This window comes from Stenotrophomonas veracruzanensis, from assembly GCF_032911525.1.
Taxonomy (GTDB): Bacteria; Pseudomonadota; Gammaproteobacteria; order Xanthomonadales; family Xanthomonadaceae; genus Stenotrophomonas; species Stenotrophomonas africana.
On the sequence record NZ_JAWJTI010000001.1, the window covers coordinates 283,570 to 301,427 of the forward strand.

Below are 17,858 nucleotides of genomic sequence, written 5' to 3' on the forward strand. Positions count from 1 at the left end.
CCCATGCCCTTGACCGGTCCCGCCCTGGGGGCGCTGCGCATCCTGCTGGTGGAGGACTCACCGGAAGATGCCGAGCTGATGTCCGAACAGATGCTCGATGCGGGGCTGGACGCCCGCTTCGAGCGGGTCGAGAGCGAGGCTGAACTACGCCAGGCACTGGCCGCGTTCCAGCCGGACATCGTGCTGTCCGACCTGAGCATGCCGGGGTTCTCCGGTGACGACGCGCTGCGCATCGTACGCGAGACCTCACCGGAAGTGCCCTTCATCTTCGTCTCCGGCACCATGGGTGAGGAGAACGCGGTGGCGGCGCTGCAGAAGGGCGCCAACGATTACATCATCAAGCACCTGCCGGCGCGCCTGCCGTCGGCGGTGGCGCGTGCGATCCGCGATGCCCGCAGCGCCATAGAGCGCGCACGGGTGGAAACCGAACTGATGCGCGCGCAGCGTCTGGAAAGCCTGTCGCTGCTCGCCGCCGGCCTCAGCCACGACCTGCGTAACATCCTGCAGCCGCTGCTGATCATGCCGGACCTGCTGAAGGCGCGTACCGAAGATCCGCAGCTGCACCACCTGGCCGATGTCATCGCCGAGTGCGGCCGACGTGGGCACGAGATGGCCGAATCGATGTTGTCGTTCGTGCGCGGCTCGCGCAAGCCGAGCGAGCGCATCGAGATCGATGGCCTGTTCGATGCGGTGGCGTTGCTGTTGCGCAGCAATGTGCCCGATGCGGTGCGGTTGGAACTGCAGGTGCAGGACGAGGGCCTGGTGGTCGACGCCAACTACACCGAACTGCAGCAGGTGATGTTGAACCTGGCGCTCAATGCGATCCAGGCGATGCCGAACGGGGGCCGCTTGAGCCTCACTGCCAGCCATGCCGGCCAGCGCGATGGCGTGGACTGGATGCACATCCGGGTGGCCGACGAAGGGATCGGCATGGATGCGGACACACTGTCGCATCTGTTCAATCCGTTCTTCACCACCAAGGCCGATGGCACCGGCCTGGGCCTGATCTCCTGCAAGCGCATTGTTGAAGGCGCCGGCGGCAGCATCCACGTCAGCAGCCAGCCGGGGCAGGGCACCTGCTTCGAACTGCGGCTCCCGATGCACGACGCCATTGATGGCAGCGAGCCGATCGAGCAGCTGGTAGCGCTGGGCAGCGGCCAGTCGATCCTGGTGGTCGATGGTGAGGCCACCCGCCTTTCGCTGCTGGGCAATGCGCTGTCCAGCCAGGGTTACCAGCTGCAGCTGGCGTCCGACGGCCCGGCCGCGCTGCGCTGGATGCAGCAGGAGGCGTTGCCGGCACTTGTGATCGCCGACGCCGGCTCCAAGCTGCTGCCGGCCAGCCAGTTGCTGGGCGAGATGGCAGCACTGGGCTATCGCGGCCCGGCGCTGGTGCTGGAAGACGCAGCGGTGGAGGTGGCGGCCGATGCATTCCCCGCTGGCGTGCAGGTGCACGTGCTGCGCAAGCCGCTGCAGATGCAGCAGGTGTTCCGCGCGGTGGCCGAAGCGCTGGGCTGATACCGCTGGGGTTCTGTAGAGCCGAGCCCATGCTCGGCTGCTGTTCGCATCGACCTCGACAGCCGAGCATGGGCTCGGCTCTACAGCACGGTTTCCCAGGGGAATCGCGGCAGGGCGTCCACCGCCTGTTCCAGCCGCCGCGACCAGTTCTGGTGGATGTCGGCATACAACGCCGAATCCGCGCCCAGGCGCAGCTGCTGGCCGATGCGCAGCTCGCCGTCGCGCAGCAGAGCGAGGTCGATCGGCAGGCCCACCGACAGATTGGAACGGATGGTGGAGTCCAGCGAGACGATTGCCGTGCGCGCGGCATCCTCCAGGCGCGTGGCCGGGCTGAGGATGCGGTCGAGGATCGGCTTGCCGTACTTGGACTCACCGATCTGCAGGTAGGGCGTTTCCGGCGAAGCGGCGATGGCGTTGCCGAGCGGGTAGATCATGTACAGCCCAGGCCGCTCGCCGGCGATCTGGCCGCCGAAGATCAGCGTGGCCTGGGTGTTGACCCCGTCATGGCCGTGTTCGCTGTGGCTGCTGTGCACCTGGCTGTCCACCAGCAGCTGGCCGACGTACTCGGCAGCTTCGAACAGATGGGTCATGTCGCGCAGGTTGGGCGTGCGCCGTTCACCAGCGTCGCGCCCCAGGCGCGACACCAGCAGCTGGGTGGTGGCCAGGTTGCCAGCCGCCATCAGCACGTAGGCTGCCTGGCCGGGGTACTCGAACACGTGCAGCTTGCGATGCACGCGCACATCGTCCAGCGAGGCATTGGTCCGGGTGTCGGCAGCGAAGACCAGGCCCTCGTCCACCTCGATTCCAACGCAATAGGTCATGTCGGTGCCCTATCATGTGCGTCCCGGATTGTAGGCAGGCCGCCGTGACGACGGCATGTCCACGCCCCCCAAGTGCCGTCACCTGAACCGCATGACCACCGTGCTCCTGAGCCTGGGCAGCAACGTCCAGCCCCGCCGCTACCTCCACGCCGCGGTGACGGCCCTGCGCGAGCGCTTCGGCGCACTGCAGGTGTCGCCCGCCTACCGCACTGCCGCGGTCGGCTTCGATGGTCCGGCCTTCCTCAACAATGCGGTGGCGATCGAGACCGACCTGCCCCTGCAGGAACTGGACGACTGGCTGCATGCGCTGGAAGACGCGCATGGCCGCGACCGCAGCGGGCCGCGCTTCTCCGACCGGACCCTGGACATCGACGTGGTGTTCTATGGCGACCTGGTGGTGGAAGGGCCCGGCCACCTGCGCATTCCGCGCCCGGAGCTGAAGCATGCCTTCGTGCTGAAGCCGCTGGCCGACATCGCGCCGGACTTCATCGATCCGGTCAGTTGCCAGGACCTGGCTACGCTGTGGCGTGCGCACGCGCAGTTTGGCGAAGCGTTCGAGGTGGTGGACCTGGAATGAGGGAGGTGGCCGGCCAGCGGCCGGCACTACCTCAACTTACTGTGCGCCCACCATCCACGCGCAGGGTGTGGCCGGTGACGAAGCTGGCTTCGGCCACCAGCCAGTAGACTGCCTCGGCGATCTCCTCGACCGTGCCGATCCGTGCCAGCGGCGTGCGTGCCAGCAGCGCTTCGCGGGCGAAATCATCCTTGCCCTGTTCCGGCCACAGGATCGCACCCGGCGCGACTGCATTGACCCGCACCTTCGGCGCCAGCTCCAGCGCCAGCGAGCGGGTGGCCATCTCCAGCGCGGCCTTGGCCATGGTGTAGGCGATGTGGTCGCGCATCGGGTCGGTGCCGTGCAGATCGGTCAGGTTGACGATGCAGCCCTGCTGGCGGCGCAGGTAGGGCGCCGCCGCCTGTGACAGCAGCAGCGGCGCGCGCGCATTGACCGCATACAACTCGTCCATTGCTTCGGCGGTGACCTGGCCGAGCGGGGTGGGGAAGAAGTTGGAGGCGTTGTTGACCAGCGCATCCAGCCGCCCGAAGTGGGTGACGGCCTGTTCCACCAGGTCGGGCAAGGCGTCGGCGTCACGCAGGTCGGCCTGCAGGGCCAGCACGCTGCCGGGGCGCACGTTGTCGAAATCGAACGCGGCCTGCTGCAGCTCGGCGCTGGAGGTGTTGGCATGCAGCACCACCGACCAGCCACAGGCGTGGAACTGGCGGGCGATGGCCGCACCGATCCGGCGCGCGCTGCCGGTGATCAGGACCACGGGGTGGGTATCGCTCATCGAGGGTCCTCCAAGGCTCGGCTATCCTGTGCACCATTGTCACCGCATTCGAAGACGCCATGCAGCCCACCTTCCCCCTGCCCGAAGCCGATGCCCTGGCCCACAGCGACCAGCTGGCGGCCGCCCTGCGCGCCGAAATCCTTGCCCAGGGCGGGGCGATGCCGTTCTCGCGCTTCATGGAGCTGTGCCTGTACACCCCCGGCTGGGGCTATTACAGCGCCGGCGCGAGCAAGTTCGGTGGCAGCGGTGACTTCACCACCGCGCCCGAGCTCGGCAGCCTGTTTGCCGGCAGCGTAGCCAATGCGCTGGCACCGGTGTTCGCCCAGCTGGGTGCGCAGGCGCGCATGCTGGAACTGGGCGGCGGTACCGGCGCCTTTGCCGAGGCGGTGCTGCTGCGCCTGGCCGAGCTGGATGCGCTGCCGTCGCGCTACGCCATCCTCGAACCCAGTGCCGATCTGCGCGAGCGCCAGCAGCAGCGCCTGCAGCAGAACCTGCCGGCCGAGCTGGCCGCGCGCGTGGACTGGGTCGACCGCCCGTTCGAGGAGGACTGGGAAGGCGTGGTGTTCGCCAACGAGGTGATCGACGCGCTGCCGACCCCGCGCTTCCTGATCCGGGATGGCGAGGTCTACGAGGAAACCGTCGAGCTTGATGGCGAAGGCAATTTCATCCGTGGCGCGCAGCCGGCCGACATCCTGCTCAACGGTGCGGTGCGCCATATCGAGCGCTACCTGGAAAAGCCTTTCGCCGAGGGCTACCGGTCCGAGGTGCTGCCGCAGCTGCCGTACTGGCTGCAGGCGGTGGCGGGCGGCCTGCAGCGCGGCGCGATGCTGTTCGTCGACTACGGTTACAGCCGCAGCGAGTTCTACCAGCACGACCGTGACGATGGCACCGTGCGTGCGTTCTACCGCCATCACGTGCACAACGACGTGCACCGCTGGCCGGGCCTGCAGGACATCACCGCGTCGGTGGATTTCACCGCGATGGCCGAGGCCGGCATGCACGGCGGTTTCGAGCTGGCCGGCTACTGCAGCCAGGCCAGCTTCCTGCTCGGTAACGGCCTGGACCAGGTGCTGCTGCTGGCCGAGGAGCGTACCGACGAGGTCGGCCGCATCCAGCTGCGCGACCAGGTGAAGAAGCTGACCCTGCCGACGGAGATGGGCGAGCGCTTCCAGGCCATCGGCCTGCAGCGTGGTGTCGACTTCGAACCGGCCTTCGAGCTGGGTGACCTGAGCTGGCGCCTGTGAGCGAGGTGTTGCCGGTGATCAAGCCGCTGCGGCGGCCGCGGTTGTGGGCCACGTTGTGGGCGACCGCGGTACTGCTGGTGATCGTGGTCTGCCTGATTCCACCGCCGCCGATTCCGTTGCCGGAAAACAGCGACAAGGGCGAGCACTTCCTCGCCTACTTCATCCTGGCTGGCAGCGCGGTGCAGCTGTTCCGCCGCGGGCGTCCGCTGCTGTGGGTGGGCGTGGGACTGGTGTTGATGGGCATCGGCATCGAGTTCGCCCAGGGCGCGTTGACCAGCAACCGTACTGCCGACCCGATGGATGCCATCGCCAACACGATCGGTGTGCTTGCCGGCATGGCCACCGCACTGACCCCGCTGCGCGATCTGCTGCTGCGCTGGCGCGGGTAAGGTTCCTGTAGAGCCGAGCCCATGCTCGGCTGCCTTTGGGAGGAAGCCGAGCATGGGCTCGGCTCTACAGTAGATCCACGCCATGCGTGGATCGATTGCACCAGGACAGGCCTGGGGTCAATTCCCCAGCGTCACCTCATCCAGCACCCACATCGCCGGGCGCGTATCGCCGGTGAAGTTGATGCACAGGTCAGCGATGCCCTGTGTACCCGTCGGTAGTGCTGCACGCAGCGTGACGAAGCCATCGGCATCGGGCTTGGCCGGCAGCGCTGCTTCGGCGAGCACCTTGCCGCTGCAGTCGCCGCGACGCACCTGCATCTCGCCGTGCGCGCGCCTGGCCTTCTCGAAGCGACGCTTGGGTTCGTCGTGGGCCAGCTGGAAGTAGTACGGAATGCGACCGGCACGCACTTCCACGCTGCCAACACCGTCCAGCTGCGCCTGCGGCCAACGCCAGCACGGCTGGAAGATGTCCACGTTGAACACCGCACGTGTTCCCTCGCGCGGGCCATCGTCTTCCAGGCGCAGCACCAGCCCCTTCTTGCCCACGCAGCTGAGCAGTTCATCGCTGCGGCGGCTGAGCAGCGATTGTGCGCTGAACGCCGCCACCGTCGGCTTCGCCGCCAGCATCTGGCCCTGGTAGAACGCGCCCGCCTGTACCGTAGCAGGCAGCGTCGCGGTCAGCGGCTGCTGGTACAACGGCGACTGCGCGGTCACCGGCTGGCCGTCGGTGCTGTAGCGCACCTCATACCCCAGCGGATTGGCCAGCGACACGGTCACGGTGTTCTTCGCGCGATCATCGGTGTAGTCCACGCCCACTTCGAACGGGGTCTGCGCGTAGGCCAAGCCCCAGGCGCGGTAGCGTTGCAGCTGCGCGGGCAGGCGCGCGAGGAAATCGCGGAAATCGCGATGTTCCGGCGTGCTCCAGCCGGTCTCGGCCACGGCGGCCAGGCGCGGGAACAGGTTGTGCTGCAGGCGTGCATAGCTGCGCGTGTGCTCGGTGAACATGTTGGCCTGCAGGCCGAGGATGTGCCCGCGCTTGTCGGCGGCCAGCTCGGCCGGAACCGGTTCAAAGTTGTACAGCTTGCCGAGGTTGACCTGGGTCGGGCGGCCCGGGGGCTCGTTCGGCGAGGCCGTCTGCAGGTAATCCAGATAGAGGTAACCGACCGGCGACATGATCACGTCATGGCCGGCGCTGGCGGCGGCCAGGCCGCCTTCGGTGCCCTGCCACGACATCACCGTGGCCTGCGGCGGCAGGCCGCCTTCAAGGATTTCATCCCAGCCGATCAGGCGCCGGTCGTGCTCCTCCAGGAAGGTCTCCAGTCGCTTGATGATGTGGCTCTGCATGGCCATCTCATCCTTGATGCCCAGCGCACGCATGCGCTGCTGCACCTGCCTGGAGGCTTTCCACTGGTCTTTCACTGCCTCGTCGCCACCGACGTGCACGTACTTCGCCGGGAACAGCGCGATCACTTCTTCCAGCACGTTCTCGAGGAAGGTGACAGTGCTGTCTTCCACGTTGAACAGGTTCGGGAACACACCCCATTCGCTGATCGGCTTCAGCGGGGTGTTGACCGAGCCCAGTTCCGGGTAAGCGGCGATCGCAGCGGTGGCATGGCCGGGTACGTCGATTTCCGGAATGACCTGGATATGCAGCTTGGCCGCATAGGCGATGACTTCGCGGATCTGATCCTGCGTATAGAAGCCACAGTACGGATGTTCCTGGCCGCTGACCGGATCGGTGCCACCGTCACCGGCTGGCAGGCGGCAGCTGCCGACCTCGGTCAGCTTCGGGTAGCGCTTGATCTCCATGCGCCAGCCCTGGTCGTCGGTCAGGTGCCAATGGAAGGTGTTGAGCTTGTGCGCGGCCATCGCGTCGAGCACGCGCTTGATCTCGTCCAGGCTCTGGAAGTGACGTGCGGAATCGAGCATGAAACCGCGCCAGCTGAAGCGCGGCGCATCCTGGATCTGCACCGCCGGCAGCACGCCGTTGCTGCCGCCGGTGGCCAGCTGGGCGAGGGTGGTTGCGCCATAGAACAGGCCGGTCTCGTTGCCGGCCTGCACCAGCACGCCCTGCGCGGTGCTTTCCAGCGTGTAGCCCTCACCACTGTCGCGGAAGGTCGGCACGATCTGGAAACGGATGCCGCCACTGTGGGCGGCGATCTTGCCCTTGGCCAGTGCAAGGTGCGGTCCGCCGCTGCGGGCCAACAGATCGCCGAACTGGGTGGCGACCCGCTGTGCGGCCTCGCCTTCGGCGTGCAGCACGGTATCGGCGCGCACGGTGATGCCGCTGCCCTGGCCGGGCTGCACGGTAGCCGGGGCGGGAATCAGCATCAGGCTGCCGGCGCGCAGTTGCGGACCGGGTGCTTCAGCGGCCGGCGTGGGATCGGCAGCGAGTGCCGGCAGGGCCGGCAACAGGGCGAGCAGGCTGCCCAGCAGCACTGCGCTGCGCATCCGGGCGCGGGAAGGCTTGACCATCGGGACGACTCCTTGGAACGGTGCGATGAACGCTATACATGAAAAACGCCGGGCCCGGAATGACCCAGGCCCGGCGTGCGTGCACGACTCGGCGATGTTGCCGCCGCTGGATCAGTACTTGAAGCGGAAGTTGAGGTAGTACTGGCGACCGTTGCTGTAGAACGAGGTCGGGATGGCCGCGGTCTGGTAGTACTTGTAGGTCGGGTTGTTGAGGTTCAGGCCATCCAGGCTGATGCTCAGCCAGTCGGTGGCCTTGTAGCTCAGCGATGCCGACAGCGTGCCGAAGTCATCCTGGTAGTACGGGTTGGTGCCCGACAGGCTGATCAGGAACGAGGAGCGGCGGGTATAGCTGACGCGGGCACCAAAGCGCTCGTTCTCGAAGTAGGCACCCACGTTGTAGGTGTTCTTCGAGGTGCCCAGCAGGTTGTGCGAGCCATCCGACCAGGTGTGCGAGGTGGTGCCGTTGGCATAGGTGTAGTTGGCATTGATGCCGAAGTACTCGCCGATCGGCTGCTCGTAGGCCACTTCCACGCCGGTGACCTTGCCGTCGGCATTGATCGGGGTGGAGATCTGGTAGGTCTCAAGCTGGTTGGTCAGTTCGCTGTACAGCTGGCGCGAGACCACGTCGAAGGCGATGTAGTCCTTCAGGTTCATGTGGTACGCGCCCACCGACAGCAGGCCGCGCGGCATGAAGTACCACTCCAGGTTGGCATCCAGATTGGTCGACAGGGTCGGCTTGAGGTTCGGATTGCCGCCGCCGCCGGTGCGGTTCAGATCCGAGCCGTACGAGGAAGCGCCCAGTGCCGAGTAGTCCGGCAGGGTCTGGGTCTGCGAGGCGGCGACGCGCAGCACCAGCGAGTCGTCCAGGTCGAACTTGATGTTGGCGCTGGGCAGCACACGGTTGCGCTTGTTCTGGAAGGCCAGGCGCTCCCACATGCCGAACAGGCTGCTGACATCGGCATCGGCGGCCTTGCTGACCGCGTTGTAGGTGTCGATGTCCTGCTTGATGTTGACGTAGCGCAGGCCGACGTTACCGCTCCACCAGTCGCCGCGGAAGTTGGCCTGCACGTAGCCGGCGAAGTTCTTTTCCTTCACCTTCCACTCGGCGCCATAGTTGTGGCGACCGGTCGGGCCATCATTGCCGGCCAGCCAGGTGGAGTTGTTCGTCACCGCGTCCTTCAGCGCGCCCGGGGTGAAGTACCAGAGGTTGCGCGGGAAGGTGCCGCCGATGTCACCGGCAAAGCCGCTGGGGTAGTTGGCCGTCGCACCGTTCTTCAGCGCGCTCCAGATGTCACCCGGGGTTGCACCTTCCGGCGACAGCGCTTCGCGCTTGTGGTCGGCGAAACGCAGGCCGAAGTCGATCGAGCTCAGCACGCCGCCATCATTGAAGTACTGGTTGAAGTCGAGCGTGGCCCACTTCTCCTTGTCTTCGGCGGTGACCTGCTGGTTGCCCCAGGTGCCGAAGCTGGTCACGCCATTGGGCGAGATGTCGCCGCCGACATTCCAGTCGATCGGCGAGCCATTGCCGTGGGTGGCCCAGCTGGCGCCGCCGCCGTTGGCCAGGGTGACCTCGGCGATGTACTGGCGCGGCGTCTCGCCGGTGCCCTTGGTGCTGCCGGCCTGGAACTTGGCGGTCAGGCTGTCGTTGATCTGCCAGTCGGCATCGAAGGTGACATAGCTCGACTTGGCCTTCGACTCGCGGTAGATCATGTCGTACACCGCATAGTCGGTGCCCGGCACGCCCTTGTAGGTGGCGTTGGTCAGCACGCCGTCCTTGACCACATAGCCCGGATCCGGCGCCTGCGACTTGGCGAAGCTGTTGCCGAACATCATGAAGTTGCGGTTGTAGTTGTTCGCCTTCAGTTCGGAGCTGAAACCGTTCAGACCGAGGGTGAGGTTGTCGCTTGGCTTGAACTGCAGCGAGACCAGGCCGCCCTTGCGCTCGCGGGTCTGTTCGAACAGGGTCGAACCCAGCAGGCCCGGAACGTTGACGCCGACCAGGTCCGGATTGGTCTTGGCGACCGGATCGCCTGCGCCGATCTTGAAGAAGCCGCCCGGGATTTCCTGCGCTTCACGGCGCAGCTCGCGTTTCTGGCTGAAGCCCTGCACCATCACGCCGAAGGTACCTTCGTCGTTCTTGTAGTTGAACAGTGCCGAATACTGCGGGTCGTTCGACTTGGCCTGGTCCGAACGCACCATGCCGATCGAGCCTTCAGCGGTGAACTGCTTGGAGAACTCCAGCGGCTTGCGGGTGATGATGTTGACGGTACCGGTGGTGCCGCCGTCCTGCAGCTTGGCCTGCGAGGACTTGTTCACTTCCACCGAGCTGACCAGTTCCGACGGCAGCAGCGAGTAGCTGACGCTGCGGCCGACATTGTTGCCCTGGCTGAGCACGAACCAGTCGGCCGAGCCGACGGTGTGGCCGTTGATCAGGGTCTGGGTCAGGCTCGGGCTGGTGCCGCGCAGGCTGACACGGTCGGCTTCATCGAAGCCACCTTCGTCGGCGCTGGACGAGCTGATGTTGACGCCCGGCAGGCGCTGCAGGGTGTCGGCGACGTTGTGCGCCGGCAGCTTGCCCACGTCTTCGGCGGTGACCACTTCCACGCGCGCATTGGCTTCGCGCTTGGTGTCCAGCGACTTTTCCATCGAACCACGGATGCCCGTGACAGTCACGGTGTCCAGATCGGTGGCGGTCTGGGCGGCATGCTGCGCGTGTGCACTGAAGGCGATGCAGCTGACGATGGCGGCCGAAAGCAGGGTCTTGCGGGTATTCATGATGTCTCTCCTCATCACTCGATTGGATGCCGGCGGCGGTGTTCGATTACGGGTTGCGATGACATGCGCGGGGCGGCGGCGAAGTCCCGTGCGTTGGCGTGCCACGTACTGCGTGCTGCGATTGCGTTGAAGCCTGTTGCGGTGTCAGGCGGCGGACTGCTGCTGCAGGTACCAGCTGGCAGCGCCGACCACGCCCAACTGGCCGTGTTCGACGACCTTCACCGGTATGCGTGCCAGCGCTTCGCCCATCGGCCCCTTCTGCAGGTAGCGTTCGACGAAGGTACTGGCATGCAGGTATTCGCGGATCTGCGGCAGGATGCCGCCGGCCAGGTAGACGCCACCGTGGGCACCGTAGAACAGGGCCATGTCGCCGATGGTGCTGCCGAGCAGGCCGCAGAACACATCCAGCGCCTGGCGCGCGTGCGCATCGGTATCGGCCATGGCGGCGGCAGTGACCGCATCGGGACTGGCCAACGTCGGTGCCTGCCCCTGCAGCGCGCACACCGCGCGGTAGAGGTTCATCAGGCCCGGGCCGGAGATCGCATGTTCGATCGACACATGGGCGCGGTCGCGCTGCATGTGGCGGACGATGGCCATTTCAAGTTCCGTGCTGGCGGCCAGGGTCGGCTGGCCGGCTTCGGTGGGAAGCACCACCGGGCCGTGCGCAGTGGGAATCCACAGTGCCGCACCGAGGCCGGTGCCGGGGCCGACCACCAGGGTCGGGCCACGTGCGGCGGTGTCCGGCCCGCACAGGTGCAGCACGCCGCTGGCGTCCACCTGCGCGGCGGCATAGGCCACCGCTTCGAAGTCGTTGACGATGTAGACCCGCTGCAGGCCGACGTCGGCTTCCACCTGGCGCGCCGACAGCGGCCACGGCAGGTTGGCGGTGATTACCGTGCCGTCCTCGCGGGCGTAGCCAGCGCTGGCGACCACGCAATGCGTGGGCCGCGGGCCTTCACCCAGGAAGTCGGACAGGATCGCGCTGAGGCCGCCGTGGTCGGCGTTGCGGTACTTGCGGTACTCCAGCACCTGCACCGGGTGGGCGGCATCACCGCTGGCCTGGACCCGGGCCACACGCACATGGGTGCCACCGACGTCGGCGGCCAGGAACGAGGGCGCGATTCGGGACAGGACATGGGCCGGGGCGGGGTGGCTGGCGGTCACGCGGGCTCCTGCTGCAGGTGGGGCCGGACCCGGGAAAGGGGGCGGCGATTGGGCGGAGTCTGTAACCCCGCTGACAACGATGTCAACGAGTTCGTGACACTTTCGTTGCTGCGCCGCAACGAATGCGGGATGCAGTAAACGTTTACACGGCGTGAGCATGGGTTTCACGCGGGAACCTTTGCTGCACGGGGCTCAAGGGCTCAAGCGCATTCAGCAAAACGCGCTGTGATCAGGTTGCGCAGTGCAGCACGAGGTTCACAGGGCTGCGCATGGAAGTTGACAAACCGCAGCTGTCCATCGAAAGAATGTGACAACGTTGTTCCCAGCCACTCTCCGACGCCGCGTTCTGCGGCCGTCGCCGCAGGAGCCCTCCTGATGTCCGCCGTCCCCGCTGCAAGCGCGCGCCCGAACGTGGCCACCTCCATCGCCATCGTTGGCGTGTTGTTCTTCCTGATCGGCTTCTTCACCTGGCTCAACGGCCCACTGATCACCTTCGTCAAGTTGGCCTTCGAACTCAGCGAGGTCGGCGCCTTCCTGGTGCTGATGGTGTTCTACCTGTCCTACTTCTTCCTGGCCCTGCCGGCGTCGTGGATCCTGCGCCGCACCGGCATGAAGAAGGGCCTGAGCCTGAGCCTGCTGGTGATGGCCGGTGGTGCCGCGTTGTTCGGCGAATTCGCCACCCAGCGCTGGTACCCGGGCGCGCTCGGCGGCCTGTTCGTGATCGGCAGCGGCCTGGCCCTGCTGCAGACCGCGATCAACCCCTACATTTCCATCCTCGGCCCGATCGAGACGGCGGCACGCCGCATCGCGCTGATGGGCATCTGCAACAAGATCGCCGGCATGCTCGCCCCGGTGCTGATCGGTACCGTGGTGCTGCATGGCATCGGTGATCTGTCGGCCACGGTAGCCGCTGCCGATGAAGCGACCAAGGCGCAGCTGCTCAACGAATTCGCCGCCAAGATCCATGCACCGTACCTGGCCATGGCGGGCCTGCTGGTGCTGCTGGCGGTGGCCGTGCTGTTCTCGCCGCTGCCGGAAATCAAGTCGTCCGAAGCCAACGCCACGCCGGTTGCGGCCGGTGCCGCCGAACGGCGCAGCATCTTCCAGTTCCCGCACCTGTGGCTGGGCGTGTTGTGCCTGTTCGTCTACGTGGGCGTGGAGGTGATGGCCGGTGATGCGATCGGTACCTACGGCCATGGTTTCGACCTGCCGCTGGACCAGACCAAGATGTTCACCTCGCTCACCCTCGGCGCGATGCTGGTCGGCTATGTGGTCGGCCTGCTGCTGATCCCCAAGGTGGTTTCGCAGTCGCGCTACCTGACCATTTCGGCGGTGCTGGGCGTGGTGTTCTGCCTGGGTGCCTGGGCCACCCACGGCTACGTATCGGTGGCCTTCGTGGCCCTGCTGGGCTTCGCCAATGCCATGATGTGGCCGGCGATCTTCCCGCTGGCGATCCGCGGCCTGGGCCGCTTCACCGAGACCGGCTCGGCACTGCTGGTGATGGGCATTGCCGGTGGCGCGATCATTCCGCAGCTGTTCGCCGTGCTCAAGCAGCACATCGACTTCCAGCTGGTGTTCGTGCTGCTGATGGTGCCGTGCTACCTGTACATCCTGTTCTACTCGGTGATCGGGCATCGCGCTGGCCTGCCGCAGGACAAGGCCTGATCGGCGATGATGGACGGCAGCCAACCCCAGGGAAAACCCATGCGCAGAGCGACCATCAAGGACGTTGCGGAGAAAGCCAAGGTCTCGCTGAAGACGGTCTCGCGCGTGATCAACAACGAGCCCTCGGTGATGCAGGCCACCCGCGCGCGGGTGCTGCGTGCCATCGCCGAGCTCGACTACGAACCCGATCCGTCCGCGCGCAACCTGCGCAGCGGCACCACCTTCGTGATCGGGCTGGTCTACGACAACCCGAACCCGTACCACATCATCGGCGTGCAGAACGGCGTGCTCGCCGCCTGCCGCGAGACCGGGTTCGGGCTGCAGATCCATCCCTGCGATTCCAGCTCGCCGCTGCTGGCCGATGAACTGGCCGATTGGGTGCAGCGTTCGCGCCTGGCCGGGCTGGTGCTGACCGCGCCGATGTCCGAGCGCCGCGACCTGATCCAGGCGCTCACCGCACGCGGCATCAAGCTGGTGCGCATCATTGCCGCCACCGAAGACCCGGCCGACGGTGCCTGCGTGTTCGTCGACGACCGCGAGGCCGCCTACGAGATCACCGAGCATCTGATCCAGCTGGGCCACCAGCGCATCGGCTTCCTCTGGGGCGGCAGCTCGCACCGCTCCTCGGGCGAACGCTATGCCGGTTACGAAGCCGCGCTGAAGGACTACGGCATGACCGTGGACAAGCACCTGGTGGTGCAGGGCGACTACACCTTCGACGACGGTTTCCGCGGCGCGCGCCGCCTGCTGGCGCTGCGCGAACCGCCCACTGCCATCTTCGGTTCCAACGACGAAATCGCCGCTGGTGTACTGGCAGCAGCGAAGTCGGCCGGCATGAACGTGCCCTACGACCTGTCCATCGCCGGTTTCGAGGACAGCCCGTTCTCGCGTCAGTCGTGGCCGCCGCTGACCACCGCCAAGCAAGCCACCGAAGACATCGCCCGCCATGCCGCGCGCCTGCTGATCGCGCAGCTGCGCAGCGACGCCTATGACGATGCGCCGGCACCGCTGCATAACCAGGGCTTTGTGCCGCAGCTGGTGGTGCGCGGCTCGACCGCGCCGATGCGCCCGGCCGGCGCACGCCCCCTTCCTTCCGATCCTGCCTGAGCCTGCCATGTCGCTGTCAGACCCCACGTCCACCCTGATGTTCGCCGAGGCCGCTGAAGCGGCCGACGTGGTCGCGCGCCAGTTCTCGCGCAACCACGCCACCATGGAAACCCTGGCCGCCAGCCTGCGCGCCTCGCCGCCGCCGTTCGTGGTCACCTGTGCACGTGGCAGCTCCGACCATGCCGCCACCTATGGCAAGTACCTGCTGGAGACCCAGCTGGGCCTGGTGGTCGCCTCCGCCTCGCCGTCGGTGGGGTCGGTCTATGCCGCACCGCTGCAGCTTCGCGGTGCCCTGTTCATCGTCATTTCGCAGTCGGGCAAGAGCCCGGACCTGCTGCGCAACGCGGAAGCTGCCAAAGCAGCCGGTGCGCGCGTGATCGCGCTGGTCAACGTCGAGGATTCGCCGCTGGCGCAGCTGGCCGATACAGTGATTCCGCTGCATGCCGGTGCCGAAAAGAGCGTGGCGGCGACCAAGAGTTACCTGGCGTCGCTGGCCGCACTGCTGCAGCTGGCCGCGTACTGGAAGCAGGACAGCAGCCTGCGCGCCGCGCTGGACCTGCTGCCGGATGCGATGCGTGAGGCCTGGCAGTGCGACTGGACGCCGGTGACCGAGGGTCTGGTCGAGGCGACCAACCTGTTCGTGCTCGGCCGCGGTCTGGGCCTGGGCGCAGCGCAGGAAGCGGCGCTGAAATTCAAGGAAACCTGCAGCCTGCACGCCGAGGCCTACAGCTCGGCCGAGGTCAAGCATGGCCCGATGGCGCTGGTTGGCCGCGGTTTCCCGGTGCTGGCCTTTGCCCAGCCGGACGAGACCGGCGCCGGCACCCGTGCGGTGGTCGAAGAATTTACTTCGCGTGGCGCGCAGGTGTGGATGGCCGGTGCTGGTGGCAACCTGCCGGTTGCCGCCGCGCCGCACCCGCTGTGCGCACCGCTGCTGACCGTGCAGAGTTTCTACCGCGCGATCAACGCGCTGGCGCTGCGTCGTGGCTTCAACCCGGATCTGCCACCGCACCTGAACAAGGTTACGGAGACGGTGTGATGGCAACGGTCCTGCGCAACGCCCGCATCCTCGCCGGCGACGAATTCCGCGATGATCTGGCAGTGGTGATCGAGGAGGGTCGTATCAGCGCGCTGCTGCCCGATGCAGCGCCGCAGCTCGGCCACGCCGCCGAGCAGGTGGACCTGGGCGGCGGCTGGCTGCTGCCCGGCTTCATCGATGTGCAGGTCAATGGCGGCGGCGGTGCGCTGTTCAACAACACGCCGGACGTGGCGGCACTGCGTACCATCGCGCAGGCACACCGGCGCTTCGGCACCACCGCGATGCTGCCAACGCTGATCAGCGACGATGTGGGCGTGATGCGCGAAGCGATCGCCGCAATGCGCGAGGCGATCGCGCAGGGCGTGCCGGGCGTGATCGGCATCCATCTGGAGGGGCCGTACATCGCGCCGGCACGCAAGGGCACGCACGATGCCAGCAAGTTCCGCGTGCCGGACGAAGCGGAGATTGCGCTGGCCGCGTCGCTGGACAACGGCGTGACCCTGCTGACACTGGCACCGGAACGCGTGCCGCTGGAAACCATCCGCGCGCTGGTCGAGCGTGGCGTGATCGTTGCCGCTGGCCACACTGCAGGCACCTACGAGGAGATCCGCGCCGGTCTGGATGCCGGCGTACGCGGCTTCACCCACCTGTACAACGCGATGTCGCCGCTGCAGGGCCGTGAGCCCGGCGCGGTAGGCGCTGCGTTGGAAGACCGCGACAGCTGGATCGGCATCATCGTCGATGGCGTGCATGTGCACCCGGCCAGCCTGCGCGTGGCGCTGGCGGCCAAGCCGCGCGGTCGCCTGCTGCTGGTGACCGACGCGATGCCACCGGTCGGCGCCGACGACCCCAGCTACGTGCTGTATGGCGAAACCATCACCGCCATCGATGGTGTGGTGCGCAATGCCGCCGGTTCGCTGGCTGGTTCGGCGCTGGACATGGCCACCGCCGTGCGCAACACCGTGCAGCTGCTCGGCCAGCCGCTGGCCGAAGCGGCGCGGATGGCCTCGACCTATCCGGCACAGTTCCTCAATGTCGACGACCGCCTGGGCCATATCGCCGAGGGTTACCAGGCCGACCTGGTGCTGCTGGATGATGCCCTGCAGGTGCGTGGCACCTGGATTGCCGGACAGTACGAGGCCGCCTGATGAGCAATACGCAGCCACGCCGTCTGGGCTCGATCGATGCCCTGCGCGGCATCACCGTGGCGGCGATGCTGCTGGTCAACAACCCGGGCGACTGGAGTGCGGTGTTCGCACCGCTGCGTCATTCGGAATGGCATGGCTGCACGCCGACCGATCTGGTGTTCCCGTTCTTCCTGTTCCTGGTCGGCGTGTCGATGGCCTTCAGCGTGGCACCGCGCGCGCGGGATGCGGCGGCACGGCCGGCATTGGCGCGCGGCGTGCTGGAGCGCGCATTGCGCATCCTGCTGGCCGGTGCGCTGCTGCACCTGCTGATCTGGTGGGCGCTGCATACCCATCACTTCCGCATCTGGGGCGTGCTGCAACGGATCGCCGTGTGTGCTGCGCTGGTGGGTGTGCTGGCGGTGTATGCGCGGCCGCGCGTGCAGGCCGGTGCGCTGGTCACGTTGCTGGTGGGCTATACCGCGCTGCTGCTGGGCATCGGTGATCTGGCGCCATGGACCAACCCGGCCAGCCGCCTGGATACCACGCTGTTCGCCCCGTGGATCTATCAATGGCACGCCGATACCGGGCTGGGCCACGACCCGGAAGGCTTGCTGAGCACGCTGGGTGCGCTGGCCAGTACCGTGCTCGGTCTGTTGGCCGGAGGCCTGCTGCGCAGCGGACGTACTGCGGCGCTGGCAGGGCTGGGTACAGTGACCGCCGTGCTGGGTCTGTTGCTGGCCGTGGTGCTGCCGTTGAACAAGCAGTTGTGGACGCCCAGCTACGTGCTGTGGACCGGCGGTCTGGCGGCGCTGGCGCTGTGGCTGGGCCATGTGCTGATCGACCAGAAGGGCTGGCCGGCGCTGGGCCGTCGCTTCGGCGTCAACGCGATCACTGCGTATCTGGGGGCATCGGTGATGTCGGTGGCCTTGATGGCGACTGGTGCCTGGGGCTGGATCTGGCAGCAGCTGGCCGCCGTCATGCCGCAGGCGCTCGAGCTGGCATCGATGCTGCAGGCGCTGGCGTTCGTCGCGCTTTGGTGGGGCGTGGCGTGGTGGCTGGACCGGCGGAAGATCTATCTGAAGATCTGATGGCGCTCATCCACGCATGGCGTGGGTGGATCCACCATGAGGGGCAGTAGATCCGCACCATGCGTGGATGCTCCCCGCGCGGCGCGTGACAGCCGCAAAGATGAAC

At 66.9% G+C, this 17,858-nt stretch carries 14 protein-coding genes; 9 read left to right on the plus strand and 5 right to left on the minus strand.

The window, feature by feature from the left end; genetic code table 11:
- Positions 1-3: 3 nt before the first annotated feature.
- A complete protein-coding gene (locus R1H25_RS01295) occupies positions 4-1,515 on the plus strand; it encodes an ATP-binding protein (RefSeq protein WP_057499318.1) in 1,512 nt (503 codons plus the stop codon).
- Positions 1,516-1,595: 80 nt separating this feature from the next.
- On the opposite strand, the gene R1H25_RS01300 is transcribed toward R1H25_RS01295, so the two are convergent.
- Positions 1,596-2,336, minus strand: coding sequence for a 20S proteasome subunit A/B (locus R1H25_RS01300; RefSeq protein WP_164158801.1), 741 nt, complete (start codon positions 2,334-2,336; stop codon positions 1,596-1,598).
- A gap of 91 nt (positions 2,337-2,427) precedes the next feature.
- On the opposite strand from R1H25_RS01300, the gene folK reads away from it, so the two are divergent.
- Positions 2,428-2,913, plus strand: coding sequence for a 2-amino-4-hydroxy-6-hydroxymethyldihydropteridine diphosphokinase (gene folK, locus R1H25_RS01305; protein WP_049447821.1), 486 nt, complete (start codon positions 2,428-2,430; stop codon positions 2,911-2,913).
- 31 nt (positions 2,914-2,944) lie between these two features.
- On the opposite strand, the gene R1H25_RS01310 is transcribed toward folK, so the two are convergent.
- A complete protein-coding gene (locus R1H25_RS01310) occupies positions 2,945-3,682 on the minus strand; it encodes a pteridine reductase (protein WP_008265570.1) in 738 nt (245 codons plus the stop codon).
- A 59-nt stretch (positions 3,683-3,741) separates the two neighbouring features.
- Here R1H25_RS01310 and R1H25_RS01315 point away from each other — a divergent pair, with 59 nt between their 5' ends.
- Together R1H25_RS01315 and R1H25_RS01320 are read left to right on the plus strand one after the other, a co-directional pair.
- Positions 3,742-4,926, plus strand: coding sequence for a class I SAM-dependent methyltransferase (locus tag R1H25_RS01315; protein ID WP_049447819.1), 1,185 nt, complete (start codon positions 3,742-3,744; stop codon positions 4,924-4,926).
- Positions 4,923-5,315: a VanZ family protein gene (locus R1H25_RS01320; protein ID WP_049447818.1), complete on the plus strand. Its 393-nt coding sequence runs from the start codon at positions 4,923-4,925 to the stop codon at positions 5,313-5,315. The genes R1H25_RS01315 and R1H25_RS01320 overlap by 4 nt, the downstream gene beginning before the upstream one ends.
- A gap of 117 nt (positions 5,316-5,432) precedes the next feature.
- Here the strand turns inward: R1H25_RS01320 and R1H25_RS01325 are convergent, their stop codons facing one another.
- From R1H25_RS01325 to R1H25_RS01335, 3 genes are all read right to left on the minus strand, one after another.
- Positions 5,433-7,790, minus strand: coding sequence for a family 20 glycosylhydrolase (locus R1H25_RS01325; RefSeq protein WP_317222395.1), 2,358 nt, complete (start codon positions 7,788-7,790; stop codon positions 5,433-5,435).
- Positions 7,791-7,901: 111 nt separating this feature from the next.
- Positions 7,902-10,565, minus strand: a complete 2,664-nt coding sequence (locus R1H25_RS01330) for a TonB-dependent receptor (RefSeq protein ID WP_317222396.1) — start codon at positions 10,563-10,565, stop codon at positions 7,902-7,904.
- Positions 10,566-10,709: 144 nt separating this feature from the next.
- Positions 10,710-11,729: a glucokinase family protein gene (locus R1H25_RS01335; RefSeq protein ID WP_317222397.1), complete on the minus strand. Its 1,020-nt coding sequence runs from the start codon at positions 11,727-11,729 to the stop codon at positions 10,710-10,712.
- Between the two features lie 375 nt (positions 11,730-12,104).
- Here R1H25_RS01335 and R1H25_RS01340 point away from each other — a divergent pair, with 375 nt between their 5' ends.
- The 5 genes from R1H25_RS01340 to R1H25_RS01360 are packed head-to-tail and all read left to right on the plus strand — an operon-like array spanning position 12,105 to position 17,752.
- Complete coding sequence (locus R1H25_RS01340; RefSeq protein ID WP_049434251.1) at positions 12,105-13,394, plus strand: sugar MFS transporter; 1,290 nt, start codon at positions 12,105-12,107, stop codon at positions 13,392-13,394.
- Between the two features lie 39 nt (positions 13,395-13,433).
- The gene (locus R1H25_RS01345) at positions 13,434-14,501 is read left to right on the plus strand and encodes a LacI family DNA-binding transcriptional regulator (protein WP_005411045.1); all 1,068 of its coding nucleotides are present in this window, start codon (positions 13,434-13,436) and stop codon (positions 14,499-14,501) included.
- 7 nt (positions 14,502-14,508) lie between these two features.
- Positions 14,509-15,537, plus strand: a complete 1,029-nt coding sequence (locus R1H25_RS01350; protein ID WP_317222398.1) for an SIS domain-containing protein — start codon at positions 14,509-14,511, stop codon at positions 15,535-15,537.
- Positions 15,537-16,685 (plus strand): N-acetylglucosamine-6-phosphate deacetylase, encoded by a 1,149-nt coding sequence (nagA, locus tag R1H25_RS01355; protein WP_057499309.1) that lies wholly within the window; start codon positions 15,537-15,539, stop codon positions 16,683-16,685. Before R1H25_RS01350 ends, nagA begins: the two co-directional genes overlap by 1 nt.
- Positions 16,685-17,752 (plus strand): heparan-alpha-glucosaminide N-acetyltransferase domain-containing protein, encoded by a 1,068-nt coding sequence (locus R1H25_RS01360; RefSeq protein ID WP_317222399.1) that lies wholly within the window; start codon positions 16,685-16,687, stop codon positions 17,750-17,752. Before nagA ends, R1H25_RS01360 begins: the two co-directional genes overlap by 1 nt.
- The last annotated feature ends 106 nt before the right edge of the window (positions 17,753-17,858 follow it).

Excerpts from the sequence above, each read along its gene's own strand:
- R1H25_RS01295 (WP_057499318.1), top strand. The coding sequence starts at position 4 with ATGCCCTTGACCGGTCCCGCCCTGGGGGCGCTGCGCATCCTGCTGGTG.
- R1H25_RS01300 (WP_164158801.1), bottom strand. The coding sequence starts at position 2,336 with ATGACCTATTGCGTTGGAATCGAGGTGGACGAGGGCCTGGTCTTCGCT.
- folK (WP_049447821.1), top strand. The coding sequence starts at position 2,428 with ATGACCACCGTGCTCCTGAGCCTGGGCAGCAACGTCCAGCCCCGCCGC.
- R1H25_RS01310 (WP_008265570.1), bottom strand. The coding sequence starts at position 3,682 with ATGAGCGATACCCACCCCGTGGTCCTGATCACCGGCAGCGCGCGCCGG.
- R1H25_RS01315 (WP_049447819.1), top strand. The coding sequence starts at position 3,742 with ATGCAGCCCACCTTCCCCCTGCCCGAAGCCGATGCCCTGGCCCACAGC.
- R1H25_RS01325 (WP_317222395.1), bottom strand. The coding sequence starts at position 7,790 with ATGGTCAAGCCTTCCCGCGCCCGGATGCGCAGCGCAGTGCTGCTGGGC.
- R1H25_RS01330 (WP_317222396.1), bottom strand. The coding sequence starts at position 10,565 with ATGAATACCCGCAAGACCCTGCTTTCGGCCGCCATCGTCAGCTGCATC.
- R1H25_RS01340 (WP_049434251.1), top strand. The coding sequence starts at position 12,105 with ATGTCCGCCGTCCCCGCTGCAAGCGCGCGCCCGAACGTGGCCACCTCC.
- R1H25_RS01345 (WP_005411045.1), top strand. The coding sequence starts at position 13,434 with ATGCGCAGAGCGACCATCAAGGACGTTGCGGAGAAAGCCAAGGTCTCG.
- R1H25_RS01350 (WP_317222398.1), top strand. The coding sequence starts at position 14,509 with ATGTCGCTGTCAGACCCCACGTCCACCCTGATGTTCGCCGAGGCCGCT.
- nagA (WP_057499309.1), top strand. The coding sequence starts at position 15,537 with ATGGCAACGGTCCTGCGCAACGCCCGCATCCTCGCCGGCGACGAATTC.
- R1H25_RS01360 (WP_317222399.1), top strand. The coding sequence starts at position 16,685 with ATGAGCAATACGCAGCCACGCCGTCTGGGCTCGATCGATGCCCTGCGC.